Source organism: Streptomyces sp. PKU-EA00015 (assembly GCF_013387495.1).
GTDB lineage: Bacteria > Actinomycetota > Actinomycetes > Streptomycetales > Streptomycetaceae > Streptomyces.
Genome location: NZ_JABZEE010000050.1, coordinates 14,274 through 40,414 on the forward strand (window position 1 = coordinate 14,274; position 26,141 = coordinate 40,414).

The 26,141-nt window shown below is 72.8% G+C and carries 20 protein-coding genes and 1 pseudogene; 17 read left to right on the plus strand and 4 right to left on the minus strand.

What is annotated here, in order from left to right; translation table 11 throughout:
- Window positions 1-22 precede the first annotated feature (22 nt).
- Window positions 23-1,009 carry a DNA polymerase III subunit delta gene (gene holA, locus HW130_RS27395; protein ID WP_177152414.1) on the plus strand — a complete coding sequence of 329 codons (987 nt, stop codon included), beginning with the start codon at window positions 23-25 and terminating at the stop codon, window positions 1,007-1,009.
- A 463-nt stretch (window positions 1,010-1,472) separates the two neighbouring features.
- Here the strand turns inward: holA and rpsT are convergent, their stop codons facing one another.
- Complete coding sequence (gene rpsT, locus HW130_RS27400) at window positions 1,473-1,739, minus strand: 30S ribosomal protein S20 (protein WP_177152415.1); 267 nt, start codon at window positions 1,737-1,739, stop codon at window positions 1,473-1,475.
- 269 nt (window positions 1,740-2,008) lie between these two features.
- On the opposite strand from rpsT, the gene lepA reads away from it, so the two are divergent.
- From lepA to hemW, 4 genes are all read left to right on the plus strand, one after another.
- A complete protein-coding gene (gene lepA, locus HW130_RS27405; RefSeq protein ID WP_177152416.1) occupies window positions 2,009-3,874 on the plus strand; it encodes a translation elongation factor 4 in 1,866 nt (621 codons plus the stop codon).
- 358 nt (window positions 3,875-4,232) lie between these two features.
- A complete protein-coding gene (locus tag HW130_RS27410; RefSeq protein ID WP_177152417.1) occupies window positions 4,233-6,122 on the plus strand; it encodes a long-chain fatty acid--CoA ligase in 1,890 nt (629 codons plus the stop codon).
- Window positions 6,123-6,330: 208 nt separating this feature from the next.
- On the plus strand, window positions 6,331-8,334 hold the full coding sequence (locus tag HW130_RS27415; protein ID WP_375256596.1) for a SpoIIE family protein phosphatase: 2,004 nt from the start codon (window positions 6,331-6,333) through the stop codon (window positions 8,332-8,334).
- A 27-nt stretch (window positions 8,335-8,361) separates the two neighbouring features.
- Window positions 8,362-9,594, plus strand: coding sequence for a radical SAM family heme chaperone HemW (gene hemW / locus HW130_RS27420; protein ID WP_177152418.1), 1,233 nt, complete (start codon window positions 8,362-8,364; stop codon window positions 9,592-9,594).
- Between the two features lie 138 nt (window positions 9,595-9,732).
- Here hemW and HW130_RS27425 read toward each other — a convergent pair whose 3' ends face one another.
- Window positions 9,733-10,563: a DUF3097 domain-containing protein gene (locus tag HW130_RS27425; RefSeq protein ID WP_177152419.1), complete on the minus strand. Its 831-nt coding sequence runs from the start codon at window positions 10,561-10,563 to the stop codon at window positions 9,733-9,735.
- A 26-nt stretch (window positions 10,564-10,589) separates the two neighbouring features.
- Entirely contained in the window at window positions 10,590-11,312 is a 723-nt protein-coding gene (locus tag HW130_RS27430; RefSeq protein WP_177152420.1) for an MBL fold metallo-hydrolase, read from the minus strand.
- A 164-nt stretch (window positions 11,313-11,476) separates the two neighbouring features.
- On the opposite strand from HW130_RS27430, the gene hrcA reads away from it, so the two are divergent.
- From hrcA to HW130_RS27475, 9 genes are all read left to right on the plus strand, one after another.
- Window positions 11,477-12,493 (plus strand): heat-inducible transcriptional repressor HrcA, encoded by a 1,017-nt coding sequence (gene hrcA, locus HW130_RS27435; protein ID WP_177152502.1) that lies wholly within the window; start codon window positions 11,477-11,479, stop codon window positions 12,491-12,493.
- On the plus strand, window positions 12,494-13,630 hold the full coding sequence (gene dnaJ, locus HW130_RS27440; protein WP_177152421.1) for a molecular chaperone DnaJ: 1,137 nt from the start codon (window positions 12,494-12,496) through the stop codon (window positions 13,628-13,630).
- Window positions 13,631-14,014: 384 nt separating this feature from the next.
- Window positions 14,015-15,088 (plus strand): nitronate monooxygenase, encoded by a 1,074-nt coding sequence (locus tag HW130_RS27445; protein WP_177152422.1) that lies wholly within the window; start codon window positions 14,015-14,017, stop codon window positions 15,086-15,088.
- Complete coding sequence (locus HW130_RS27450) at window positions 15,085-15,828, plus strand: 16S rRNA (uracil(1498)-N(3))-methyltransferase (RefSeq protein ID WP_177152423.1); 744 nt, start codon at window positions 15,085-15,087, stop codon at window positions 15,826-15,828. Before HW130_RS27445 ends, HW130_RS27450 begins: the two co-directional genes overlap by 4 nt.
- Before the next feature lie 118 nt (window positions 15,829-15,946).
- Entirely contained in the window at window positions 15,947-16,459 is a 513-nt protein-coding gene (locus HW130_RS27455; RefSeq protein WP_177152424.1) for a hypothetical protein, read from the plus strand.
- Between the two features lie 45 nt (window positions 16,460-16,504).
- Entirely contained in the window at window positions 16,505-19,705 is a 3,201-nt protein-coding gene (locus HW130_RS27460) for a S41 family peptidase (protein ID WP_177152425.1), read from the plus strand.
- Between the two features lie 230 nt (window positions 19,706-19,935).
- The gene (locus HW130_RS27465; RefSeq protein ID WP_177152426.1) at window positions 19,936-20,295 is read left to right on the plus strand and encodes a histidine triad nucleotide-binding protein; all 360 of its coding nucleotides are present in this window, start codon (window positions 19,936-19,938) and stop codon (window positions 20,293-20,295) included.
- Between the two features lie 14 nt (window positions 20,296-20,309).
- Complete coding sequence (locus tag HW130_RS27470) at window positions 20,310-21,218, plus strand: ribonuclease Z (protein WP_177152427.1); 909 nt, start codon at window positions 20,310-20,312, stop codon at window positions 21,216-21,218.
- Between the two features lie 25 nt (window positions 21,219-21,243).
- Window positions 21,244-22,236: an adenosine deaminase gene (locus tag HW130_RS27475; RefSeq protein WP_177152428.1), complete on the plus strand. Its 993-nt coding sequence runs from the start codon at window positions 21,244-21,246 to the stop codon at window positions 22,234-22,236.
- A 13-nt stretch (window positions 22,237-22,249) separates the two neighbouring features.
- Here HW130_RS27475 and HW130_RS27480 read toward each other — a convergent pair whose 3' ends face one another.
- Window positions 22,250-23,536 carry a YncE family protein gene (locus tag HW130_RS27480; RefSeq protein ID WP_177152429.1) on the minus strand — a complete coding sequence of 429 codons (1,287 nt, stop codon included), beginning with the start codon at window positions 23,534-23,536 and terminating at the stop codon, window positions 22,250-22,252.
- Window positions 23,537-23,690: 154 nt separating this feature from the next.
- On the opposite strand from HW130_RS27480, the gene HW130_RS27485 reads away from it, so the two are divergent.
- The 3 genes and pseudogenes from HW130_RS27485 (at window position 23,691) to HW130_RS27495 (ending at window position 26,106) form a co-directional block, all read left to right on the plus strand.
- Entirely contained in the window at window positions 23,691-24,341 is a 651-nt protein-coding gene (locus HW130_RS27485) for a TetR/AcrR family transcriptional regulator (RefSeq protein WP_177152430.1), read from the plus strand.
- Between the two features lie 130 nt (window positions 24,342-24,471).
- Window positions 24,472-24,837, plus strand: a pseudogene (locus HW130_RS27490) (enolase C-terminal domain-like protein); the annotation flags it as partial.
- Between the two features lie 162 nt (window positions 24,838-24,999).
- Window positions 25,000-26,106 (plus strand): PfkB family carbohydrate kinase, encoded by a 1,107-nt coding sequence (locus tag HW130_RS27495; protein WP_177152431.1) that lies wholly within the window; start codon window positions 25,000-25,002, stop codon window positions 26,104-26,106.
- Window positions 26,107-26,141: the final 35 nt, after the last annotated feature.

Genomic DNA, 26,141 nt, shown 5'->3' on the forward strand with positions numbered 1-26,141 from the left:
GCCCGTGGGATGCTTGACCGCGATGGCCAGGAAGAATTCGACCGACGACCCGCTCGCCCCCGTCACTCTCGCCGTGGGCCAGGAGGATCTGCTCCTCGACCGCGCCGTGCAGCAGGTGGTGGCCGCCGCGCGGGCCGCCGACGCCGACACCGACGTACGCGACCTCACCGCCGACCAGTTGCAGCCCGGCACGCTCGCGGAGCTGACGAGCCCCTCGCTCTTCGCCGAGCGCAAGGTCGTGATCGTGCGCAACGCGCAGGATCTGTCGGCCGACACGATCAAGGACGTCAAGGGGTACCTCGACGCCCCCGCGGAGGAGATCACGCTCGTGCTCCTGCACCCCGGCGGTGCGAAGGGCAAGGGGCTGCTCGACGCGGCCCGGAAGTCGGGCGCGCGCGAGGTCGCCTGCCCGAAGACGACGAAGCCGGCCGAGCGGCTCACCTTCGTCCGCTCCGAGTTCCGGGCGCTCGGGCGGTCCGCGACGCCGGAGGCGTGCCAGGCCCTGGTCGACGCCATCGGCAGCGACCTGCGGGAGCTGGCGAGCGCGGTGTCCCAGCTGACCGCCGACGTCGAGGGCACGATCGACGAGGCGATCGTCGGGCGTTACTACACCGGCCGCGCCGAGGCGTCGAGCTTCAACGTCGCCGACCGGGCCGTCGAGGGCCGGGCGGCGGAGGCGCTGGAAGCGCTGCGCTGGTCGCTGTCGACCGGCGTCGCCCCCGTGCTGATCACCAGCGCGCTGGCGCAGGGTGTGCGCGCGATCGGGAAGCTGTCCTCCGCGCGGGGCGGCAGGCCGGCCGACCTCGCGCGCGAGCTGGGCATGCCGCCGTGGAAGATCGACCGGGTCCGCCAGCAGATGCGCGGCTGGACCCCGGACGGCGTCGCGATGGCGCTGCGGGCGATCGCGGAAGCGGACGCGGGAGTGAAGGGCGGCGGCGACGACGCGGAATACGCCCTGGAGAAGGCGGTCGTCACGATCGCCCGAGCGGCCCGCCTCCGCCGCGCCTGACCCTCCAGGGGCATGCCCGCCGGGGTGCCCTCGGGGGACCGCCCGGACGACGAGGCGTCGCGCCCCGCGTGCGGTTCCCGGGGACGAGGCCTCGTCACTGCCGCCACGCGTGGGCCCGCCCCGTCGGCGCGGTCGTCACCGGCCGGGTACCGGGCGCGGCCCAGGAGGCCCCGGCCCGCCCGGCGACGGGTGGCCCCACCGGGTACGCCCCGCCCCAACAGCGCCCCCCGCCGCGCGCACCGGCGTCCGATGCCCTGCCGCGCTCCTCGCGCAGCCGGCACGCCGGCGCCCGGGCATGGCAAAGGCCCCGTCCGGTCCTGGGGAAGGGCCGGGGCGGGGCCTTTGCTTTGGGATGGGTGCGCCGCACCCGCGTGGCGAACGCAGGCCGCGTGCGGCGCGAGGGGTGCCGGTCGGGAGCGGATGAGAGGGCCCGCTTGATCCCTGACGGCGATCAGTCACATGCTCAGCCCTGGAGGGAGGACACCTTGGAGGCCAGCGCCGACTTCTTGTTGGCGGCGGCGTTCTTGTGGATGACACCCTTCGAGACGGCCTTGTCGAGCTGACGCGAGGCGGCACGGGCAGCCACGGTCGCCTTCTCGACGTCGCCGGCGGCGACGGCCTCGCGGGCCTTGCGGATCGCGGTCTTGAGCGACGACTTGACGGCCTTGTTGCGCAGGCGCGCCTTCTCGTTCGTCTTGTTCCGCTTGATCTGGGACTTGATGTTCGCCACGAAAAGCCCTTTTCTGGGGTTCACCCACGCCCATGGGGCGCAGGAGGAGTTCGATGATCTTCAACTTCGTGTCCCTCCCCCCTCGCCCTTCGGGCACGGGAGGTGCCCCCGGAGAGGGCACGAGACACAGCTGCTCAGGCTACCAGTCGCCCCACGGGTGGCCCAAACCGGGCACAGCTCCTCACGCGTGGGACCATGGAGCCTACGTATCGATCCGACACGGACCCGAGCTCACCGACCCGGCGTCTGCCAAAGAATCAGGACCCTGCGTGCCCGCGACTCCTACCCACGTGCCCGAGCCGAGCCGTACCGACCCGGCGCTGATCCGCAATTTCTGCATCATCGCGCACATCGACCACGGCAAGTCGACGCTTGCCGACCGGATGCTCCAGCTCACCGGCGTGGTCGAGCAGCGGCAGATGCGTGCTCAGTACCTCGACCGTATGGACATCGAGCGCGAGCGCGGCATCACGATCAAGTCCCAGGCGGTCCGTCTGCCGTGGGCGCCCACCGAGGGTGAGGACCAGGGCAGGACCCACATCCTCAACATGATCGACACCCCGGGGCACGTCGACTTCACCTATGAGGTGTCGCGGTCGCTCGCCGCCTGCGAGGGCACCGTGCTGCTCGTGGACGCCGCTCAGGGCATCGAGGCGCAGACCCTGGCCAACCTCTACCTGGCCATGGAGAACGACCTCACGATCGTTCCGGTGCTGAACAAGATCGACCTGCCGGCCGCGCAGCCGGAGAAGTTCGCCGAGGAGCTGGCGAACCTCGTCGGCTGCGACCCGGACGACGTCCTGCGCGTCTCCGCGAAGACCGGTCTCGGTGTCGAGGCGCTGCTCGACCGGGTGGTCAAGGACGTCCCGGCCCCGGTCGGCGTCGCCGACGCCCCCGCCCGCGCGATGATCTTCGACTCGGTGTACGACTCGTACCGCGGTGTGGTGACGTATGTACGAGTGGTCGACGGCCAGCTCAACAAGCGCGAGCGCATCCGGATGATGTCCACGGGCGCCACCCACGAGCTGCTGGAGATCGGCACCAACTCGCCCGAGATGCTGCCGGCCGACGGCCTCGGAGTGGGCGAGGTGGGTTATCTGATCACCGGTGTGAAGGACGTCCGCCAGTCCAAGGTCGGTGACACGATCACCAGCCTGCACAAGGGCGCCACGGAGGCCCTCGGGGGCTACAAGGACCCGAAGCCCATGGTCTTCTCGGGGCTGTATCCGCTGGACGGCTCGGACTACCCCGAGCTGCGCGACGCGCTCGACAAGCTCCAGCTCAACGACGCCGCCCTGGTCTACGAGCCCGAGACCTCCGCGGCCCTCGGCTTCGGGTTCCGCGTCGGCTTCCTCGGCCTGCTGCACCTCGACGTCATCCGTGAGCGGCTCGAGCGCGAGTTCGGCCTCGACCTGATCGCCACCGCCCCGAACGTGGTCTACCGCGTGACCATGGAGGACGGCACCGAGCACACGGTCACGAACCCGAGCGAGTTCCCCGAGGGCAAGATCGACGAGGTGCACGAGCCGGTCGTGCGGGCCACGATCCTCGCGCCGAGCGAGTTCATCGGCTCGATCATGGAGCTCTGCCAGACCCGCCGCGGCACCCTGCTCGGCATGGACTACCTCTCCGAGGACCGGGTCGAGATCCGCTACACCCTGCCCCTCGCGGAGATCGTCTTCGACTTCTTCGACCAGCTGAAGTCCAAGACGCGCGGTTACGCCTCCCTCGACTACGAGCCCACCGGCGAGCAGGCCTCCAGCCTCGTCAAGGTCGACATCCTGCTGCACGGCGACAAGGTCGACGCCTTCTCCGCCATCACCCACAAGGACCAGGCGTACGCGTACGGCGTCCGGCTCGTCGCCAAGCTCAAGGAACTCATCCCGCGGCAGGCGTTCGAGGTCCCGGTCCAGGCGGCCATCGGCTCGCGCGTCATCGCCCGCGAGACCATCCGCGCCATCCGCAAGGACGTTCTCGCCAAGTGCTACGGCGGTGACATCTCCCGTAAGCGGAAGCTGCTGGAGAAGCAGAAGGAAGGCAAGAAGCGCATGAAGATGGTCGGCTCCGTGGAGGTGCCGCAGGAGGCCTTCATCGCGGTGCTGTCCAGCGACGAGGGCGGCAAGAGCAAGAAGTAGGCGGGAGACCGGGCGGGCGAGGGCGGGTGCGGCAAGCAGCCGTCCCTCCCTCGGCCGCCCGGTCCGTCCGCTTCCGCTTCCCCCGCGTACGACCCCCCGCTTCCCACGCGTACCGAAAAGCGCCCGTCCGGCCCAGGACGGGCGCTTTTCGGCCATCGGACGGGCACGAATCGTTACATGTACACAGCACCGACCGGTTGCTCCAGAGAGCGGACCTGCGCTCCGTTTGTTATGAAGCGGCAGCCCGCAGGCTCTTACGCGCCGCCCATGTGCGCTCTACCCTGATCACGGCTCGATGGTTACTCGCCAGTTAAACAACCAGCCAGTCGTGCATGTTGCCGCAGGCCCGGAGGACGTCGTGAGCGAAACCCAGACCCAGATCGAGAACCGACCGCCATCGGTGGCGACTCTCTTCACCGAGCGCGTGGCCGCCACGCCGAACGGGGAGGCCTACCGCTACCCGGTGCCCCCCGCCTCGGGGACGGGCCCCGACGACTGGAAGTCCCTGAGCTGGGGGCAGGCCGCCGAGCGGGTCTACGCCATCGCGGCCGGCCTGATCGACCTCGGCGTCAACCCCGAGGAGCGCGTCGCGCTCGCCTCCTCCACCCGGGTGGAGTGGATCCTCGCCGACCTCGGCGTCATGTGCGCGGGCGGCGCGACCACCACCGTCTACCCGTCGACCAACGCCGAGGAGTCGGCGTACATCCTCGCCGACTCCGAGAGCCGGGTGCTGATCGCGGAGGACGCCTCCCAGCTGGCCAAGGCGCGCGAGAGGCGCGCCGAACTGCCCGAGCTGAAGCACGTCGTCGTCATCGACCCCGCCGGTGTCGAGCCGGCCGCCGCCGAACCGGAGGGCTGGGTCCTCACCCTCGCCGACCTGGAGGCGCGCGGCGCGGAGTACCTCGAGAAGCACCCCGAGGCCGTCAAGGAGCGGGTCGCGGCCATCACCGCCGACCAGCTCGCGACGCTCATCTACACGTCCGGCACCACGGGCCGCCCCAAGGGCGTGCGGCTGCCGCACGACAACTGGTCGTACATGGCGAAGGCCACCGCCGCGACCGGACTCGTCACGCAGGACGACGTCCAGTACCTGTGGCTGCCGCTCGCGCACGTCTTCGGCAAGGTGCTGACCTCCGGTCAGATCGAGGTCGGGCACGTCACCGCAGTCGACGGCCGGGTCGACAAGATCATCGAGAACCTGCCGGTGGTCCAGCCGACCTACATGGCCGCCGTGCCCCGCATCTTCGAGAAGGTCTACAACGGGGTCGCCGCCAAGGCGCGGGCCGGCGGCGGCGCCAAGTACAAGATCTTCCAGTGGGCCGCCGGCGTCGCCCGCGAGTACGCCAAGGTCTCCCAGGACAACTTCCGCCGCACCGGCACCGCCTCGGTGCCCTTCGGTCTCGGCGCCAAGCACAAGGTCGCCGACGCCCTCGTCTACGCGAAGCTCCGCGACGCCTTCGGCGGCCGGCTGCGTGCCGCCGTCTCCGGCTCCGCGGCGCTCGCCCCCGACATCGGCTACTTCTTCTCCGGTGCGGGCATCCACATCCTGGAGGGCTACGGCCTCACCGAGTCGAGCGCCGCCTCCTTCATCAACCCCGGAGAGGCGTACCGCACCGGCACGGTCGGCAAGCCGGTGCCCGGCTGCGAGGTGCGCATCGCCGACGACGGCGAGATCCTGCTGCGCGGCCCCGGCATCATGGAGGGCTATCACAAGCTGCCCGAGAAGACGGCCGAGGTCCTGGAGCCCGACGGCTGGTTCCACACCGGCGACATCGGCGAGCTGTCCGCGGACGGCTACCTGCGGATCACCGACCGCAAGAAGGACCTGATCAAGACCTCCGGCGGCAAGTACATCGCACCGGCCGAGGTCGAGGGCCAGTTCAAGGCCGTGTGCCCGTTCGTCTCGAACATCCTCGTCCACGGCGCGGACCGGAACTTCTGCACCGCGCTCATCGCCCTCGACGAGCCCACGATCCTCGGCTGGGCCGAGGAGAACGGTCTGGGCGGCAGGTCCTACGCGGAGGTGGTCGCCTCGCCGCAGGCCGAGCAGCTCATCGACGGTTACGTGAAGCGGCTCAACGAGGGCCTGCAGCGCTGGCAGACCATCAAGAAGTTCCGGCTGCTGCCCCGCGACCTGGACATCGAGCACGGTGAACTGACGCCCAGCCTCAAGCTGAAGCGCCCGGTCGTCGAGCGGGAGTACAAGGACCTCATCGAGGAGATGTACGCGGGGTCCCGCGAGGACTGATCCGTCACGACACGGGGATACGCCGCACGACCGCGACACGGGCGTGCGGCGTGATCCTCGCAACACCCCTTCGCGACCAGCGGAAACATGAAACGGCTGCACCCAGTTCGGTGACTCCGTGCTTATGAACGGGCTCGGTCTGTCACCCTGTCGGTGTCATAGCGGCGCACACAGCACCGACCAGGAGCCGCACGTGGGGTCCATTCCGTTGCAGCGGGACACCGGCAACCGGCCCGCACCCATGTCCGCCGGGTGGCCGGACGCCGACGGCGCCGGGGTGCGCGTCAGCCTCCCTGGAAACCTTCTGGCGCCCGGCACCGCGCGGCGTCTCGTCCGCACGGCCGTCGCCGAGTGGACCGCACTCGGGCTGTTCGGCGCGTGCGCCTGCTGCGACGGCCCGGCCGGCGGCTGCCCGCCCGGCACCTCCTGCCCCGAGCGGCTCGCGGACGACGCCGCGCTCGTCGCCGGGGAGCTCGTCACCAACGCCGTCGTCCACGCGGGCACGCCCGCCGAGCTCGTGTGCCGCTACGAGCGACCCGTCGAGGACACTGCAGACGCCGGCGCCGAGCCCGCCGCCCTGATCATCGAGGTCTCCGACCACCATCCCGACCGGCCCGTCCACAGCCATCCGCACGGCTTCGACCAGTCGGGCACCCCCGACTACGGACGCGGCCTCCATCTCGTCGCGGCCCTCGCCGAACGCTGGGGCGTCACCTACCGCGCCGCGCTCAAGACCGTATGGGCGCGGCTGCCGCTCGACGGCCGCGGCAGCCGGCCGCGGACCGGCGACGAGCCCGCGGACCTGCACGGGCCCGCGCCCGTCGGCAGCACCGCCCCCGAGGCGCCCGCCCCGGGGCGGGACGACCACGAATGGCTCGCCCGCGGCGGGGCCGCCTCCTTCCTGGCCGAGGCGTCCGATCTGCTCGCCGGCCAGCTCGACGAGAACATGGTCGCCGCACTCGCCGGACAGCTCCTCGTGCCGCGTCTCGCCGACTGGTGCGCCGTCTGGCTCGACGACGAGACCGGCCGGCACGGACTGCGCGAGCCCGGCCGCACCGCCCCCGCGCCGCGTCTCGCCGGGGTCTGGCACCGCGACGAGTCCGCCGTGGAACACCTGCGGGCTGCTCTCGGCGCGGAGGCGCCCAAGCCTCCCGACCCCGGCTTCCAGGGCTCCGTACCCGTCCCGTGGCCGGCCGCGTCCCGGGACGGCGTCCCGGCTGCGGACGGGGGCGCCCACGGGAGCAGCGGGGCGGCCCTCGCGTACCGGCTGGCCGCCGGCGGGCGCGGGCTCGGCGTGCTCGTCGTCGCCCAGCAGGACACCGCCCGGCTGCCGGACGAAGTGACCGCGCTCGTCGAGGACTTCGCCCGCCGGGTCGCGCTCGCGATCAGTGCCGCCCGCGAGTACACCCGGCAGGCGACCATCAGCCGCGTCCTGCAGCGCGGGCTGCTGCCCAGCAAGGTCGGGCAGATCCCCGGTGTCGACACCTGCCTGGTGTACGAGCCGAGCGGGGACGGCGTGGCAGGAGGCGACTTCTACGACGTCTTCCCGGCCGGGTCGAGCGGCCGCTGGTGCTTCGTGCTCGGCGACGTCCAGGGCAGCGGCCCCGAGGCCGCCGTCGTGACCGGGCTCGCCCGCCCCTGGCTGCGGCTCCTCGCCCGCGAGGGCTACCAGGTCGGCCAGGTGCTCGACCGGCTCAACGGCCTGCTCCTCGACGACGCCATGGAGGCCGCCGAGGCCGCCGCCCTGCTCGTCACCGGCGGCCACGGTCCCGGCCTGCCGGACGGGCAGCACTCCCGCTTCCTGTCCCTGCTCTACGGCGAGGTCGTGCCCTCCCCGGACGGGCGCGGCGGCGCCCGGTGCACCCTCGCGAGCGCCGGTCACCCCCTGCCGCTGCTGCTGCGCCCCGACGGCACGGTCACCGTCATCGCCGAGCCGCAGGTGCTCCTCGGGGTGGTCGACGACGTCGCGTACCGGAGCAGCACGTTCGACCTGGCGCCGGGCGAGACGCTGTTGTGCGTCACGGACGGGGTGACCGAGCGGCGCTCCGGGCCCCGGATGTTCGACGACGAGGACGGTCTCGCGACCGTACTCGCCGGATGCGCGGGACTGTCGGCGAAGGGCGTGGCGGAACGGATCAGGGCGGCCGTGCACGCGTTCGCGCAGACGCCGCCGGGGGACGATCTGGCGCTGCTGGTGCTCCAGGCGGGATGACTCCGCGGGTGACGGACAATGGGGGGCATGCCTTCCGTACTGCCCGACGGTGAGCCCGTGCCCGAGGACGGCTCGCTGCCCGCGTCCGCCCTCGACGGCGCGGGTGACCGGCCGCTCGCCTTCTACCTGCACGTGCCGTACTGCGCGACGCGCTGCGGCTACTGCGACTTCAACACCTACACGGCGACCGAGCTCCGCGGCTCGGGCGGCGTGCTCGCGTCCCGCGACAACTACGCCGAGACGCTCGCCGACGAGATCCGGCTGGCCCGCAAGGTCCTCGGCGACGACCCCCGCCCGGTGCGGACCGTGTTCGTCGGCGGCGGCACACCGACGCTGCTCGCGGCCGGCGACCTCGTACGGATGCTGGACGCGGTACGGGAGGAGTTCGGGCTCGCCGACGACGCCGAGATCACCACGGAGGCGAACCCGGAGTCGGTCGGCCCGGAGTATCTCGCGGCCCTGCGGGCCGGGGGCTTCAACCGGATCTCCTTCGGCATGCAGAGCGCGCGTCAGCACGTGCTGAAGGTGCTCGACCGCACGCACACGCCGGGCCGACCGGAGGCGTGCGTCGCGGAGGCGCGGGCGGCGGGCTTCGAGCACGTCAACCTCGACCTGATCTACGGCACGCCGGGCGAGAGCGACGACGACTGGCGGGCGTCCCTGGAGGCGGCGGTCGGCGTGGGACCGGACCATGTGTCGGCGTACGCGCTGATCGTCGAGGAGGGCACGCAGCTGGCGCGGCGCATCCGGCGCGGTGAGGTTCCCATGACCGACGACGACGTCCACGCCGACCGCTACCTGATCGCGGACGAGGTGCTGTCGGGCGCGGGATACGAGTGGTACGAGGTCTCCAACTGGGCCACCTCGGAGGCCGGCCGCTGCCTGCACAACGAGTTGTACTGGCGCGGCGCGGACTGGTGGGGAGCGGGCCCGGGAGCGCACAGCCACGTGGGCGGGGTGCGCTGGTGGAACGTGAAGCACCCCGGCGCGTACGCGGCGGCGCTCGGGCAGGGGCGGTCACCGGGTGCGGGCCGTGAGGTGCTGACGCCGGAGGACCGCCGGGTGGAGCGGATCCTTCTGGAGCTGCGGCTGCGGGACGGCTGCCCCCTCGATCTCCTCAGGCCCGCGGGCCTGGCCGCGGGGCGCCGCGCCCTCGCCGACGGGCTCCTGGACCCCGGCCCCTATGCACGGGGCCGCGCGGCGCTGACCCTGCGGGGGCGGCTGCTGGCGGACGCGGTGGTACGGGACCTGGTGGACTGAGAGGGCGGGGCCGCTGCGATTTCCCCACCCCGCCCCTTCCCGTAACCGGGGGCTCCGCCCCGGACCCTCCCCCTACGGCCTGGCGGCCGTGGGAGGGACCCCCCGCCTACGCCCTGCGGGCGTGGGGGCCCCAGCGCCTCAAACGCCGGCGGGGCTGGATTTCACCCCCGGTTCCGTCACGAAGTCGATCAGTTCCTCCACCCGTCCCAGCAGCGCCGGCTCCAGGTCCTTGTACGAGCGCACGTGGGACAGGATGTGCTGCCACGCCGCACCCGTGCCGGACGGCCAGCCCAGGGCCCGGCACACCCCCGTCTTCCAGTCCTGGCCGTGCGGGATCCTCGGCCACGCCGCGATGCCCAGCGACGACGGCTTCACCGCCTCCCACACGTCGATGTACGGATGGCCCACGACCAGCACGTGCGGGTCCGTCACCGAAGCCGCGATGCGGGACTCCTTGGAGCCGGCGACCAGGTGGTCGACCAGCACGCCCAGGCGGGCGTCCGGGCCCGGGGCGAACTCGGCGACGATCGACGGGAGGTCGTCGATGCCCTCCAGGTACTCCACGACCACGCCCTCGATGCGCAGGTCGTCTCCCCACACCCGTTCCACGAGTTCGGCGTCGTGGCGGCCCTCCACGTAGATCCGGCCGGCGCGGGCGACACGGGCGCGGGCACCGGGGACCGCGACCGAGCCCGAGGCCGTACGCGCGGGGCGGGCCGGCGCCGGCGCGGACGGGCGGACCAGCGTGACCACCTTGCCCTCCAGCAGGAAGCCCCGCGGCTCCAGCGGGAAGACCCGGTGCCTGCCGAAGCGGTCCTCCAGCGTCACGGTGCCCGCCTCGCAGCGGATCACCGCTCCGCAGAAGCCGGTCGCGACCTCCTCCACCACCAGGTCAGGCTCCGCGGGGACCTCCGGGGCCGTTGCCGAGCGCTTCCACGGAGGTGTCAGGTCAGGGCTGTAGCTGCGCATGTCGGATGACGATACGACCGGTCGCCCTACGACACGCCGAAGCGCACGGCGAGCTCGTCACGCTGCGTCCGCACGAACGCCGCGTCCACCGCCGCGCCGTGCCCCGGCACGTACAGCGCGTCCTCGCCGCCGAGCGCGAGCAGACGGTCGAGCGCCGCCGGCCAGCGCGAGGTGATCGCGTCCGGGCCCGCCTGCGGCTCGCCCGACTCCTCCACCAGGTCGCCGCAGAACACGACCTCCGGTTCGCCGGGCACGAACAGCGCGAGGTCGTGGCCCGAGTGGCCCGGGCCGACGTTGGCCAGCAGCACCCTGCGTCCGCCCAGGTCGAGCGTGCACTCCCCGCTCACCAGGTGGTGCGGCAGCGCGAGCAGATCGGCTGCCTCCGCCGCCGCGGCCGCCGGGACCCCGTGCCGCACCGCGTCGGTGCGGATCGCGTCGCGTTCCCGGCGCAGCAGCGCGTCCATGCCGACCGCCCCGTAGATCTCCGCACCGGCGAACGCCGCCGTGCCCAGCACGTGATCGAAGTGCGGGTGGCTCAGTGCGATGTACGTCACTCGGCGCCCGCCCGCCAGCGCCTGAGCCTGTACGCGGAGCTCGGCGCCCTCGCGGATCGTCGAGCCCGTGTCGTACAGCAGGACGTGTTCCTCGCCCAGCACCAGGCCGACGGTCGCGTCCCAGGTCGGCATCCTGCGCCGGCCGACTCCGTCGGCCAGCCGTTCCCACCCGAAGTCTTCCCAAGCGGCGTCCATACGGCGACGCTATCCGCATCGACCAGCACAGGTCTCGCGGTAGCGTGGTCGGCCGCCCTTGCTAGGGGCCTACCCCGCCGCCGTACACTGGCCGGGGGAAAGCTGGCACTCGGCCGTATCGAGTGCCAGGACACACCGAGGACCGGCAGCTGGAGGTGCGCGCGATGCTCAGCGAACGCAGACTCGAAGTCCTGCGCGCCATCGTCCAGGACTACGTCGGCACCGAGGAGCCCGTCGGTTCCAAGGCGCTGACGGAGCGGCACAAGCTCGGTGTCTCCCCGGCCACCGTCCGCAACGACATGGCCGTGCTGGAGGAGGAGGGCTACATCGCGCAGCCCCACACCAGCGCCGGCCGCATCCCCACGGACAAGGGCTACCGGCTGTTCGTCGACAAGCTGGCAGGCGTCAAGCCGCTGTCGTCCCCCGAGCGCCGGGCCATCCAGAACTTCCTGGACGGAGCCGTCGACCTCGACGACGTCGTGGGCCGCACGGTCCGCCTGCTCGCGCAGCTGACCCGGCAGGTCGCCGTCGTCCAGTACCCCTCGCTGACACGCTCGACGGTCCGGCACGTGGAGCTGCTGTCGCTGGCTCCCGCCCGGCTGATGCTCGTGCTGATCACGGACACCGGCCGGGTCGAGCAGCGGATGGTCGACTGCCCCGCGCCGTTCGGCGAGACCTCGCTGGCCGACCTGCGGGCCCGGCTCAACAGCCGCGTCGTCGGCCGCCGCTTCGCGGACGTGCCGCAGCTGGTGCAGGACCTGCCCGAGTCGTTCGAGACGGAGGACCGCGGCACGGTCTCCACCGTGCTCGCGACCCTGCTGGAGACGCTGGTCGAGGAGACCGAGGAGCGGCTGATGATCGGCGGCACCGCCAATCTCACCCGCTTCGGACACGACTTCCCCCTGACGATCAGGCCGGTGCTGGAGGCGCTGGAGGAGCACGTCGTGCTGCTCAAGCTGCTCGGCGAGGCCAAGGAATCGGGCGTGACCGTGAGGATCGGGCATGAGAATGCCCACGAGGGACTCAACTCCACGTCCGTCGTCTCGGTCGGCTACGGTTCGGGCGGCGAGGCAGTCGCCAAACTCGGCGTGGTCGGACCGACCCGCATGGACTACCCCGGAACGATGGGAGCGGTACGCGCAGTGGCACGTTACGTCGGACAGATCCTGGCGGAGTCGTAAGTGGCCACGGACTACTACGCCGTACTCGGCGTGCGCCGCGACGCATCGCAGGACGAGATCAAGAAGGCCTTCCGCCGCCTCGCGCGCGAACTCCACCCGGACGTGAATCCGGACCCGAAGACGCAGGAGCGCTTCAAGGAGATCAACGCGGCGTACGAGGTGCTCTCGGACCCGCAGAAGAAGCAGGTCTACGACCTCGGCGGCGACCCTCTGTCGCAGGCCGGCGGCGGAGCCGCGGGCGGATTCGGCGCCGGCGGCTTCGGGAACTTCTCCGACATCATGGACGCCTTCTTCGGCACGGCGTCGCAGCGCGGACCCCGTTCGCGTACGCGGCGAGGCCAGGACGCCATGATCCGCCTGGAGGTCGAGCTCAACGAGGCGGCCTTCGGCACGACGAAGGACATCCAGGTCGACACGGCCGTGGTGTGCACGACGTGCTCCGGCGAGGGCGCGGCGCCCGGCACCTCCGCGCAGACCTGTGACATGTGCCGCGGCCGCGGTGAGGTCTCGCAGGTGACGCGGTCCTTCCTGGGCCAGGTCATGACGTCCCGTCCGTGTCCGCAGTGCCAGGGATTCGGCACCGTCGTGCCGACCCCGTGCCCGGAGTGCGCGGGAGACGGCCGGATCCGGTCCCGCCGCACGCTCACCGTGAAGATCCCCGCGGGTGTCGACAACGGCACGCGCATCCAGCTGGCGGGCGAGGGCGAGGTCGGCCCGGGCGGCGGCCCCGCCGGTGACCTGTACGTCGAGATCCACGAGATCGCGCACCCGGTCTTCCAGCGGCGCGGCGACGACCTGCACTGCACGGTGACGATTCCCATGACGGCGGCGGCGCTGGGCACGAAGTGCCCGCTGGAGACGCTCGACGGCATGGAGGAGGTCGACATCCGGCCGGGCACGCAGTCCGGCCAGTCGATCCCGCTGCACGGGCGCGGCATCACGCACCTGCGGGGCGGCGGCCGGGGCGACCTGATCGTCCACGTCGAGGTGACGACGCCGACGAAGCTGGACCCGGAGCAGGAGCGGCTGCTGCGGGACCTGGCGAAGCTGCGGGGCGAGGAGCGGCCGACGGGTCAGTTCCAGCCGGGGCAGCAGGGGCTGTTCTCGCGCCTGAAGGACGCGTTCAACGGGCGTTAGCCCGTGGGGTTCCCCCACCCCCGCCCCTTCCCGCCCCGGGGCTCCGGTCCCGGTACCGCGCGCCGCGTGAGCCCAGGGGCGCGGGTTCGGGCCCCTGCCCGGTCTCGTACCGCGCTGCGCGCCTGGCGGGCGCGAGGCCCCGCCGCGGGCCTAGAGGCTCCGGCATCGGCGCACACCGCGCTGCGGGCGCTTTCGGGGCTCCGCCCCGGATCCCGCGCCTCGACGTCGGCGGGGCTGGATTTCGCGGAGCGAAATCAGCCCGCCTGGGGCCCCTCCCACGGCCGCTAGGCCGTAGGGCAGCCCGCCGCAGGCGCCGCCGTGTGCGTCCCGGCGGGGCGGAATCCTGGATTCGGTCGGGGGGCCGGGGCATGCGACGATGCCTGCATGTCGTCCGCGCTGACCGGTCTTTGCCGTTATCCGATCGTGCAGGCCCCCATGGCCGGCGGTGCATCCTGTCCGGAGCTCGCCGCCGCCGTGTCCGACGCCGGCGGGCTCGGGTTCCTCGCCGCCGGGTACAAGACGGCGGACGGCATGTACCAGGAGATCAAACAGATCCGCAGCCGCACGGCGAGCCCCTTCGGCGTCAATCTGTTCATGCCGCAGCCCGGCACCGCCGACCCGGCGGCCGTCGAGGTCTACCGGCATCAGCTCGCCGGTGAGTCCTCCTGGTACGACACCCCGCTGGGCGACCCCGACGCGGGGCGGGACGACGGCTACGAGGCCAAGCTCGCGATCCTGATCGACGACCCCGTCCCGGTCGTCTCCTTCACCTTCGGCTGCCCTTCGCGCGACGCGCTCGCCGCCCTGTCCGCCGCAGGCACGATCACCGTGGTCACCGTCACCACGCCGGAGGAGGCGCAGGCCGCGCAGTGGGCCGGTGCCGACGCCGTGTGCGTGCAGGGCGTCGAGGCGGGCGGCCACCAGGGCACGCACCGCGACGACCCGGCCGCGGACGGCTCCGGCATCGGGCTGCTCCCCCTGATCACCCTCGTGCGCGAGGCGGTGCACCTGCCGGTCGTCGCGGCGGGCGGCCTGATGCGGGGCGCGCAGATCGCCGCGGTACTGGCGGCGGGAGCGAGCGCCGCGCAGCTCGGCACGGCGTTCCTCGTCTGCCCCGAGTCCGGGGCGAACGCCCTCCACAAGCAGGCCATGACCAATCCCCTGTTCGCCCGCACCGCGTTGACCCGCGCCTTCTCCGGGCGGCCGGCGCGCGGGCTGGTGAACCGCTTCATGCACGAGCACGGCCCGTACGCCCCCGCCGCCTACCCCGAGGTCCACCACCTGACGAGCGGGCTGCGCAAGGCGGCGGCGAAGGCCGGGGACCCACAGGGCATGGCGCTGTGGGCCGGGCAGGGCCACCGGTTGGCCCGCGAACTGCCCGCGGGGCGGCTGGTGGAGCTCCTCGCCGCGGAACTGGACTCCGCGCGGGCCGCGCTGGCGCTGGGCGGTGCGCGATGACCGCCCCCGTGTTCGTCGTCGAGTCGCTCGAAGGCGTCGCACCGGGCGGTGTCGTCACCCTGGACGGCCCCGAGGGACGGCATGCCGTGTCCGTACGGCGGCTGCAAGCGGGCGAGGAGATCGTTCTGACGGACGGTCAGGGGCGTGGCGCGGCGGGCTCCGTGCTGGCCACCGAGGGCAAGGACCGGCTGACGATCGAGGTGCGGGAGTGCCCGGCCGAGCCGGAACCCGCGCCGAGGATCACCGTCGTCCAGGCGCTGCCCAAGGGCGACCGCGGCGAACTCGCCGTGGAGACGATGACGGAGACGGGCGTGGACGCCGTCGTGCCGTGGGCGGCCGCGCGCTGCATCACGCAGTGGAAGGGCGAGCGCGGCGCCAAGTCGCTGGCCAAATGGCGTTCCACCGCGCGGGAGGCGGGCAAGCAGTCCCGCAGGCTGCGCTTCCCCGAGGTCGCGGAGGCGGCGACGACCAAGCAGGTGGCGGCGCTGCTGGCGGCCGCGGACTTCGCGGCCGTGCTCCACGAGGAGGGCGCGGAGCCGCTGGCCACCGCCGAACTCCCCGCACAGGGCTCGATCGTGCTGGTCGTCGGCCCGGAGGGCGGCGTGTCCCCGCAGGAGCTGGAGGCGTTCGCGCAGGCGGGCGCGAAGCCGTTCCGCCTGGGCCGCAGCGTGCTGCGCACGTCGACCGCCGGAACCGCGGCGACGGCCCTGCTGCTGGGCCGCACGGGCCGCTGGTCCTGAGGGGGAGGGGCCGCGCGTCGGCACGGGTGGCCTTCCTGGGCATGGACCGGCCGCACGCGCACCACGCTGGCCACAACCGTCCTTTTCCCGCGCCCTCGTGGATGGCACCCTGCCACCCATGAGTGTCCTCAGGACCGTGGCCGCCGCCGGCGCCTGCGGAATCGCCGTCGCGAGCCTCGCCGCCTGCGAGCCGGCGGCCGGCGGGCTCGACTCCGCCGCCGTGGCCGTCACCACCGACCGGACCGCGACCGCCACGCTGGAACGGCTGACCTTCGACGTGGCGTGGCTCAGCTGCACCGCCACCGTGAACAGAGGCGCGAGCCCCTCGGGCGCCACCACGGCACCGGGCAGCGCGACGGTCGACTGCCGGGGAGAGACCGAATCCGGCCAGACCATCACCATCAAGGGCAAAGTGACCGACGAGCGCGCCGGAAAGTGCGTACGCGGTGATCTGACCGCCCGGATCGACAGGAAGGTCGTCTTCCAGGCGACCATGCTCGGTGACTGCTCCGCCGCGCCGAGCAGCACCGCGCCCGGCACGACGGGGCCCCGGACCACCGCGCCGCCCCGGCCGGGCCCCACCGTCACCGTCACCGAGACCGTCACCGTGACCGCCGTTCCGGCCAAGTGATCCAAAGCCCCCCGCGCACGGCCTCCACCTGCCTAGGGTGACGGTGTGACGCACCCTGCCTACCTCCGGTTTCCCCATCTTCACGGCGAGTCGGTCGCCTTCACCGCCGAGGACGACGTCTGGGTGGCGCCGCTCGACGGCGGCCGCGCGTGGCGCGTCAGCGCCGACGACGTGCCCGTGAACCATCCGAGAATCTCGCCCGACGGCACGCGCATCGCCTGGACCTCGTACCGCGACGGTGCGCCCGAGGTGCACGTCGCGCCCCTCGACGGCGGGCCGTCGGACCGCCTGACCCACTGGGGCAGTTACAAGACCTCCGTACGCGGCTGGACCCCGGACGGCCACGTCCTCGCGCTCACCACCCACGGGCAGGCGTCGTTGCGCCGCACCTGGGCGCGGGCCGTGCCCCTCGACGGCGGCCCCGCCACCACCCTGCCGTACGGGCTCGTCGGCGACGTCGCCTTCGGCCCGCAGACGCTGCTGCTGTCGGCGACGATGGGACGCGAGGCCGCGGCCTGGAAGCGCTACCGGGGCGGCACCGCGGGCAAGTTGTGGATCGACGCGGCGGGCGACGGAGAGTTCGTACGCCTCCACGAGGACGTGGACGGCAACATCGAGTACCCCCTGTGGGTCGGCGACAGGATCGCGTTCCTGTCCGACCACGAGGGAGTCGGCGCGCTGTACTCCTCGCTGCCCGACGGCTCCGACCTGCGCCGGCACACCGGCATCGAGGGCTTCTACGCCCGCCACGCCGCCACCGACGGCGCCCGCGTCGTCTACGCCTGCGCCGGTGAACTGTGGATCCTCGACGACCTGGCCGGCGCCGAGCCGCGCCGGCTCGACATCAGGCTCGGCGGTCAGCGCACCGACCTGCGGTCCCGGCCCGTCGACGCCGACCACCACCTCGGCGACGCCGCCCCCGACCACACCGGCCGCGGCAGCGCCGTCGAGGTCCGCGGCGGCATCCACTGGGTCACCCACCGCGGAGGGCCCGCGCGTTCGCTCGCCGTGGAGCCCGGCGTGCGCTCCCGGCTGCCGCGCACGTTCCGCGTGGACGGCGAGGAGCACGTCGTCTGGGTGACCGACGCCGAGGGGGACGACGCGCTCGAGTTCGCGCCGGCGACCGGCCCCGCCGCGGGCGCCACGCCCCGACGGCTCGCCGCGGGCCGGATCGGCCGCGTTCTCAGCCTCGCCGTCGCGCCCGACGGCAGCCGTGCGGCCGTCGCCTCGCACGACGGCCGGGTGCTTCTCGTCGAGCGCGAGTCCGGCGAGGTCCGCGAGGTCGACCGCAGCGAGCACGGCGACGCCACAGGGCTCGTCTTCTCACCCGACTCGGGCTGGCTCGCCTGGTCGCACCCCGGCCCCAGCCCGCTGCGCCAGATCAAACTCGCCAACACCGGTGATCTGACGGTCTCCGAGGCGACACCGCTGCGGTTCAAGGACTTCCAGCCCGCCTTCACGCTCGACGGCAAGCACCTCGCCTTCCTCTCCGAGCGGTCCTTCGACCCGGTCTACGACACGCACGTCTTCGACCTCGCCTTCATCGGCGGCTGCCGGCCGCACCTGATCACGCTCGCCGCGACGACGCCCTCGCCGTTCGGCCCGCAGCGGCACGGGCGGGCCTTCGACCCGGACAAGGACGGTGCGTCCGACTCCGCTGCGGACGAGGGCGCCGCGCCCGTCACCCGTATCGACCTCGACGGACTCGCGGACCGCATAGTGCCGTTCCCCGTCGAGGCCGCCCGCTATTCGACGCTGCGCGCCGCGAAGGACGGGCTGCTGTGGCTGCGGCACCCGCTGCGCGGAGTCCTCGGCGCGGCCCGTGCCACGCCCGACGACCCCGGCCCGAAGACCGCGCTCGAGCGGTACGACCTGGTCCAGCAGCACATCGAGGAACTCTGCGGGGACGCCGACTACTTCCGCGTCAGCGGTGACGGCAAGCGGATCCTGCTCCACACCGACGACACGCTCAAGGTCGTCCCCAGCGACCGGCGCGCCTCCCGCGACGAGGACTCCGACACCAACATCACCGTCGACCTCAGCCGCGTGCGCCGGACGATCGACCCGGCCGCCGAGTGGCGGCAGATGTACGACGAGGCCGGGCGGCTGATGCGCGACCAGTTCTGGCGCGCCGACCTCGGCGGTGTCGACTGGGACGGGGTGCTGGAGCGGTACCGGCCGGTGCTGGCCCGCGTCGCCACCCATGACGACCTCGTCGACCTGCTGTGGGAGGTGCAGGGCGAACTCGGCACCTCGCATGCGTACGTCATGCCGGCGGGCGGCTACGGCAGCGGCGCGACCCGGCAGGGGCTGCTCGGCGCGGACATCTCCCGCGCGGAGGACGGGTCCTGGCGGATCGAGCGCATCCTGCCCTCGGAGACGTCCGACCCGCATGCCCACTCACCGCTCGCGGCGCCGGGCGTCGCCCTGCGCGCGGGAGACGCGATCGTGGCCGTGGACGGGCGGCCCGTCGACTCCGTGAGGGGCCTTGGGCCGCTGCTCGTCGGCTCGGCGGGCAAGCCCGTCGAACTCACCGTGTCCCCGGCGGGCGGCGGCGACCCGCGCCACGCGGTGGTGGTGCCCCTCGCCGACGAGGAGCCGCTGAGGTACCACGCCTGGGTGGCGGACCGGCGGGCGTACGTCCACGAGAAGTCGGGCGGACGTCTCGGCTACCTCCATGTCCCGGACATGCAGGCGCCCGGCTGGGCCCAGATCCACCGTGACCTGAGGGTGGAGGTGGCGCGCGAGGGTCTGGTCGTCGACGTACGCGAGAACCGCGGCGGCCACACATCGCAGCTCGTCGTCGAGAAGCTGGCCCGCCGCATCGTGGGCTGGGACCTGCCGCGCGGGATGCAGCCGTCCAGCTACCCGCTGGACGCTCCCCGGGGGCCGGTGGTGGCCGTGGCGAACGAGTTCTCCGGCTCGGACGGCGACATCGTGAACGCGGCGATCAAGGCGCTCGGCATCGGCCCGGTGGTGGGCACGCGGACGTGGGGCGGTGTGGTGGGCATCGACAGCCGCTATTCCCTGGTCGACGGCACGCTGGTGACACAGCCCAAGTACGCGTTCTGGCTGGAGGGTTACGGCTGGGACGTGGAGAACCGCGGCGTGGACCCGGACGTGGAGGTGGTGCCGACGCCTCAGGACTACGCGGCGGGGCGGGACCCGCAGCTGGACGAGGCGATCCGGATGGCGCTGTCGGCGCTGGAGGAGACGGCGGCGAAGTCGCCGCCGCGGCTGCCGTAACCGGGGGCTCCGCCCCCGGGCCCCCGGGCCTCAATCTCCCCCTACGGCCTGGCGGCCGTGGGAGGTGCCCCCAGCGAGGCTGGATTTGCCTGCGGCGAATCCAGCCCGTCCGGCGATTGAGGACACCGCGCGAAGCGCGGTACGGGGTCGCGGGGCCAGGGCCGTGCGCCTCCGCACGGCCGATAGCATGCCGTCAGCAGTGACACCCACCCGCGAGGAGGCGCCCCCGCATGGCCGGAGAACCGCAGGCGGACTGCCTGTTCTGCAAGATCGCCTCAGGGGAGGTCCCCGCCACCATCGTGCGCGAGACCGCGACCACCGTCGCCTTCCGGGACATCAACCCCCAGGCCCCCACCCATGTTCTGGTCATCCCCAGGGCCCACTACCGCGACGCCGCCACCCTCGCCTCCGCCGCGCCGGAGCTCGCCGCCGACGTGCTGCGGGAGGCCGGTGAGGTCGCCGCCGACGAGAAGGCCGACGCGACCGGCTACCGCGTCGTCTTCAACACCGGCTCCGGTGCGGGGCAGACCGTCTTCCACGCCCACGCCCACGTGCTCGGCGGCCGCGGTCTCGAGTGGCCCCCCGGGTAGGGGCGGGCAGCGCAGTGTCCGTACGTGAACTGGTGGTGCTCGGCACCGCCAGCCAGGTCCCGACCCGGCACCGCAACCACAACGGCTATCTGCTGCGCTGGGACGGCGAGGGCATCCTCTTCGACCCCGGCGAGGGCACCCAGCGGCAGATGCTGCGCGCCGGCGTGTCCGCGCACGACATCGACCGGATCTGTGTCACGCACTTCCACGGCGACCACTCCCTGGGCCTGGCCGGGGTGATCCAGCGGATCAACCTCGACCAGGTCCCGCACCCGGTCGTCGCCCACTACCCCGCGAGCGGGCAGCGCTTCTTCGACCGGCTGCGGTACGCGACGGCCTACCGCGAGACCGTGCCGCTCGTCGAGACGCCCGTCGCCGCAGACGGCGTCCTCGCACGGGCGGGCGCGTACACCCTGGAGGCGCACCGGCTGTCCCACCCCGTCGAGTCCTACGGTTACCGGCTCGTCGAGCCGGACGGCCGCCGGATACTGCCCGAGCGGCTCGCCGCGCACGGCATCAAGGGCCCGGACGTCGGCCGGCTCCAGCGCGACGGGGCGTTCGGCGGCGTCACGCTGGACGACGTCAGCGAGGTCCGCCGCGGGCAGCGGTTCGCCTTCGTCATGGACACCCGGCTCTGCGACGGCGTCCACGCCCTCGCCGAGGGCTGCGACATGCTGGTCATCGAGTCCACGTTCCTCGACGAGGACGTGCGGCTGGCCACCGAGCACGGTCACCTGACCGCAGGTCAGGCCGGCCGGGTCGCCCACGAGGCGGGCGTACGGCACCTCGTCCTCACGCACTTCTCGCAGCGCTACACGGACGCCGCCGAGACCTTCGAGCGCCAGGCCCGCGCCGCCGGGTTCGAGGGCGAGGTGACCGTCGCCCGGGACCTGTGGCGCATCCCCGTGCCCAAGCGCTCCTGAAGGCGCTGCGGCCTAGAATTGGGTCATGCCCCTCCCCAAGGCCGAACTGCACCTTCACATCGAAGGCACACTGGAGCCCGAGCTCGCCTTCGCCCTCGCCGCGCGCAACGGCGTCGAACTCCCCTTCGCGGACACCGCCGAGTTGCGGAACGCCTACGACTTCAAGGACCTCCAGTCGTTCCTCGACCTGTACTACGGGCTGATGGCCGTGCTGCGCACCGAGGACGACTTCGCCGAGCTGGCGGACGCCTATCTCGCGCGCGCCGCCGCCCAGGGCGTACGCCACGCGGAGATCTTCTTCGACCCGCAGGCGCACACCGCCCGCGGTGTCCCGATCGGCACGGTGATCGAGGGCCTCGGACGGGCGCTTGACGGAGCCCGCGACCGGCACGGCGTCTCCACGCGCCTGATCATGTGCTTCCTGCGCGACGAGCCGGCCCAGTCCGCGCTGGCGACGCTGCGGGAGGCGGAGCCGTATCTGAGCCGGATCACGGGCGTCGGTCTCGACTCCGCGGAGGTCGGGCACCCGCCGTCGAAGTTCCGGGAGGTCTACGAGGCGGCGGCCGCCCTCGGGCTGCGCCGGGTCGCGCACGCGGGGGAGGAGGGCCCGGCGGCGTACGTCCGCGAGGCGCTGGACGTCCTCGGCGTCGAGCGGATCGACCACGGGCTGCGCTCCATGGAGGACCCCGACCTGGTGGCGCGGCTGGTGCGCGAGCGGGTGCCGCTGACGCTGTGCCCGCTGTCCAACGTCCGGCTGCGGGCCGTCGACACGCTCGCGGACCATCCGCTGCCCAGGATGATGGCCGCCGGCCTGATGTGCACGGTCAACTCCGACGACCCCGCCTACTTCGGGGGCTATGCGGGCGACAACTTCCGTGCGGTGCGCGAGGCGTTGCCGCTCGGCGACGAGGAGCTGCGCGAACTGGCCCGCAACTCCTTCCTGGCGTCGTTCCTCGGCGACGAGGAGGAGCTGCGGGCCCGGTATCTGGCCGAGGTGGAGGCCTACGACTTCGGGTGAGGTTGACGAGCCGTCAGCCGCTCGCCGCCGGTCCCGTCCAGTCCGCCGGGACGCGGGCGATGCGGACCCGCTGTGGATGGTCGCCGACGGCCACGGTCGCGACCTTCCGGCCGGTCGTGAAGTCGATCGCGGTGACGGCGTCCGCGCCGCTCTCCGAGATGACGCACGACCTGCCGTCGCCGCTCACCGTGGCCCAGTACGGCTTCGAGGCCGGCACCGGCGGGCTCTCCCGGAGTGTGGACCTGTCGACGATCGTCGCGTAGTCGTCCATCGTCCCGGCGACGCAGAGCTTGTCGCCCCGGGGGCTCATCGACATGCCGTGGTGGCGTGAGTCGTTGACCCAGGTGGTGCGGTCCTCGCTGGTCGCCGGGTTCTTCGGCAGTTCCTTCACGCGGGTGACCTTGTCGGCGGCGACGTCGTACTCGACGAAGCCGTTGAAGAACGACACCTGGAAGTACAGCCGGGACTCGTCCGGCGTGAACGCGACGGGACGGACCGCGTCCGACAGGTCCCGGCGGCCGAAGGCGTCCAGGCGCTGACGCATGTCGATCACCGTGACCTGCTGATACGTCCGCGCGTCGACGACGGTGATCCGGCGGTCGCCCTTCGTCCAGTCCAGCCAGGGCGCGTCGAGCGCGGTGGTGACCTCGCCGATCGACATGTTCCACAGATACCTGCCGCCGTCGGTGAAGACGTTCTCGTGCGGCTTGTCACCGGTCGCGAACGAGCCGACCTCCCGGCCGGTGGTGATGTCGAGGACGTGCACGGTGTTGGACGTCGACGCGGAGACGGCGACGCGGGTGCCGTCGGGGGAGACCGCCATGTGGTCGGCGCGGAAACCGGACACCGGGAAACGCCAGTTGAGCCTGCCGGTGGCGAGGTCGATGGAGACGACGTCGGCGAAGCTCGGCCGGGAGACGACCATGGCTCCGCCGTCCGGCGTCGCGTACATGTCGTCGACGAACTGGTCGTGCCCCTCGCCGGGGCCCTGCCGGACGCCGAGGAAGAAGGCGAGCCTGACGGGGTCGCGGTAGATCTCCCGCAGCCGCTCCTCCTTGTCCGGGACGACGTTCACCCGGCCGATCCGCCCGAAGTCCCCCTCGGCCTCGATGACATCGGCGGTGCCGTCCCAGTTGTTGCCGACGAACATGACCTCGCGCAGCGCGACCCCGCTGCCCCCGTGCTGCGTGGCCGTCGTACCCGTCGTGCCCTCCGCGTGGGCCGGGAGCGCGGCGCCGGCCGTGAGGGCCAGGGCGGCGGCGATCGCGCCTGCGGTCCGCCTGGTGCGGGACAGAGACATGGTCCTTGCCTTCCGGGCAGGCGGCCGGTCCGAGCACCGGGCGCAGTCTGAAAACAAGCGCGTTCAGATTGGGGTACTGGAAAGTAACGAGTAGTGGCAGACTCCACAAGACTGTGGACACGACAAAATGAGCCAGGCCTACGAGGGAGGGTCATTGGCGGGCAGACTCAAGGCCCCGAGGGGCCGTTACGGGGGCAGGTCGGCCGAGGAGCGGCAGGCCGAGCGGCGGCAGCGGTTCCTCGACGCGGGCCTGCGGCTGTTCGGCGACAGCCCCGGCTACCGGGCGACGACGGTCGCGGCGCTCAGTGAGGCGGCGGGCCTGTCGACCCGGCAGTTCTACGAGGAGTTCCGCACGCTGGAGGACGTGCTCGCGGCGCTCCACCTCCAGGTCAACGACTGGGCCGAGGAGGCGGCGCTGGCCGCGCTCGCGCAGGCGGAGGGCCTGGCGCTGGCGGAGCGGGCGACGGCGGTCTTCCGGGCGTACGCGGCGAACGTGACCGGTGATCCGCGGCGTATCCGCATCACCTTCACCGAGATCGTCGGAGTGAGCCCGGCGATGGAACGTCAGCGGCTGACCCGCCGCGCCCGCTGGGTGGACTTCATCTGCGCCGAGGCGGCGCGAGCGGTGCAGCGGGGCGAGGCCGAGCCGCGTGACTACCGGATCGCCGCGGCGGCGTTCATCGGCAGCGTCAACGGCCTGCTGCACGACTGGACCGCCGGATGGGTGGACGCGACGCTCGACGAACTGGTCGACGAACTGGTGCGGATGCTGCTGGGCATTCTGCGTCCCATGCCGCCGCTCTGACGTCGTCGTCCACCTATCTGGTCATCGCGCCGGCAAGTCGGGCCCATTGACCGCCTTGGTTCGCGTATCCAATCTCGGTTCTCATACATGTACGCAAGTTGCATGGAGAGACAGATGGGCCCGACCACCACTATGGGGCGGGCTGCTCGCCACCCGTGAACTGGCCGCCGTCTGCCGGACCTTCGGGGTCGGCCTGTCGATGCACTCCAACACCCACCTGGGCATCAGCCTCGCCGCGATGACGCATGTCGCGGCCGTCGTCCCGAACCTCGACCACGCCTGTGACAGCCACTACCCGTGGCAGACGGAGGACGTGATCACCGAGCGACACGTCTTCGAGGACGGCCGGCTCGCGGTGAGCGATCTGCCCGGACTCGGTGTGGAAGTCGACCGCGACCGGCTCGCCCGCCTGCGCCGGCGGTGGCTGGACGACGACGGCTCGCTGCGCGACCGCGACGACGCGGCGGCCATGCGGGCCGCCGAGCCGGACTGGTCGCCGGGCCGCTGGCAGCTGCGCCCGGCCGGCCGGGCGCAGCTGCCGGGGCCGGCGAAGCCCCGCCCCGGGGGACGTGAACCACGTCCCCCGGGAACGTCAACGCACCGCGTCGTTTCGGGCAGACTGGCCTGATACCTGCACCACGTACTCGGAGCGCGCACGGTGACCATTCGCGACGGACAGCACCTGTACACGGCGGCCGGCCTGGACCCCCTGGCCGCCCTGCGCACGCCTGCCGATCCGCCTTGCGACGTCTACCTCACGGGCAGCGTCTTCCTCGACATCATCTTCACCGGCCTCGACTCCGCGCCTGTCCGCGGCACCGAGTCCTGGGCGAGCGGCATGGGCTCCAGCCCCGGCGGCGTCGCCAACATGGCCACCGCACTCGCCCGTCTCGGGCTGCGGACGTCGCTGGCCGCGGCCTTCGGCGACGACCACTACGGCGAGTACTGCTGGGACGCGCTGGAACAGGGCGAGGGCATCGACCTCACGCTGTCCCGCACCGTCCCCGGCTGGCACTCGCCCGTCACCGTCTCCATGGCCTACGAGGGCGAGCGCACCATGGTGTCCCACGGACACGAGGCGCCGCCGGCCGAGTCCGCCCCGCAATGCCCACCGCCCGCGCGCGCGGCGATCGCCTCCCTCGCCCCCGACCGCGCCGAGTGGATCGCCCAGGCCGCCCGCAAGGGCACCCGCGTCTTCGCGGACGTCGGCTGGGACGAGAGCGGCCGCTGGGACCCGGCCGACCTCGCCGACCTGGAGCACTGCGAGGCGTTCCTGCCCAACGCCGACGAGGCGATGCGGTACACCCGCACCGAGTGCCCGCTCGCCGCCGCCCACGCCCTGTCCGAGCACGTCCGGCTCGCGGTCGTCACGCTGGGTGCCGAGGGCGCGTACGCCGTGGACGGCGCGACCGGCGAGAGCGCCCAGGTCCCGGCCATCGAGGTGGAGGCGCTGGACCCGACCGGCGCGGGCGACGTGTTCGTGGCGGGCTTCGTCACGGGCACCCTCGCCGGCTGGCCGCTCGCCGACCGTCTCGCCTTCGCCGGGCTCACCGCGGCGCTGTCGGTGCAGGAGTTCGGCGGTTCGCTCTCCGCGCCGGGCTGGTCGGAGATCGCGGCCTGGTGGCAGTCGGTGCAGGGCCTCCCGGACCAGGACCCCGCCGCGCTGCGCCGCTACGCCTTCCTGGAGGACCTGCTGCCGGCCGCGGCCCGGCCGTGGCCGCTGCGCCGGGCGGTCCCCACGATCGGCTTCGGCCGCAACGGCTGAGCCCGGCCCCCCGGTCCCGGCCCGCTCCGGGCGGA

Bases quoted from the DNA above. Each gene is read 5' to 3' on its own strand.
- HW130_RS27475 (WP_177152428.1), top strand. From the start codon at position 21,244: ATGCCCCTCCCCAAGGCCGAACTGCACCTTCACATCGAAGGCACACTG.
- holA (WP_177152414.1), top strand. From the start codon at position 23: ATGGCCAGGAAGAATTCGACCGACGACCCGCTCGCCCCCGTCACTCTC.
- HW130_RS27425 (WP_177152419.1), bottom strand. From the start codon at position 10,563: ATGCGCAGCTACAGCCCTGACCTGACACCTCCGTGGAAGCGCTCGGCA.
- HW130_RS27455 (WP_177152424.1), top strand. From the start codon at position 15,947: ATGAGTGTCCTCAGGACCGTGGCCGCCGCCGGCGCCTGCGGAATCGCC.
- hemW (WP_177152418.1), top strand. From the start codon at position 8,362: ATGCCTTCCGTACTGCCCGACGGTGAGCCCGTGCCCGAGGACGGCTCG.
- HW130_RS27445 (WP_177152422.1), top strand. From the start codon at position 14,015: ATGTCGTCCGCGCTGACCGGTCTTTGCCGTTATCCGATCGTGCAGGCC.
- HW130_RS27465 (WP_177152426.1), top strand. From the start codon at position 19,936: ATGGCCGGAGAACCGCAGGCGGACTGCCTGTTCTGCAAGATCGCCTCA.
- HW130_RS27480 (WP_177152429.1), bottom strand. From the start codon at position 23,536: ATGTCTCTGTCCCGCACCAGGCGGACCGCAGGCGCGATCGCCGCCGCC.
- hrcA (WP_177152502.1), top strand. From the start codon at position 11,477: ATGCTCAGCGAACGCAGACTCGAAGTCCTGCGCGCCATCGTCCAGGAC.
- HW130_RS27430 (WP_177152420.1), bottom strand. From the start codon at position 11,312: ATGGACGCCGCTTGGGAAGACTTCGGGTGGGAACGGCTGGCCGACGGA.
- HW130_RS27450 (WP_177152423.1), top strand. From the start codon at position 15,085: ATGACCGCCCCCGTGTTCGTCGTCGAGTCGCTCGAAGGCGTCGCACCG.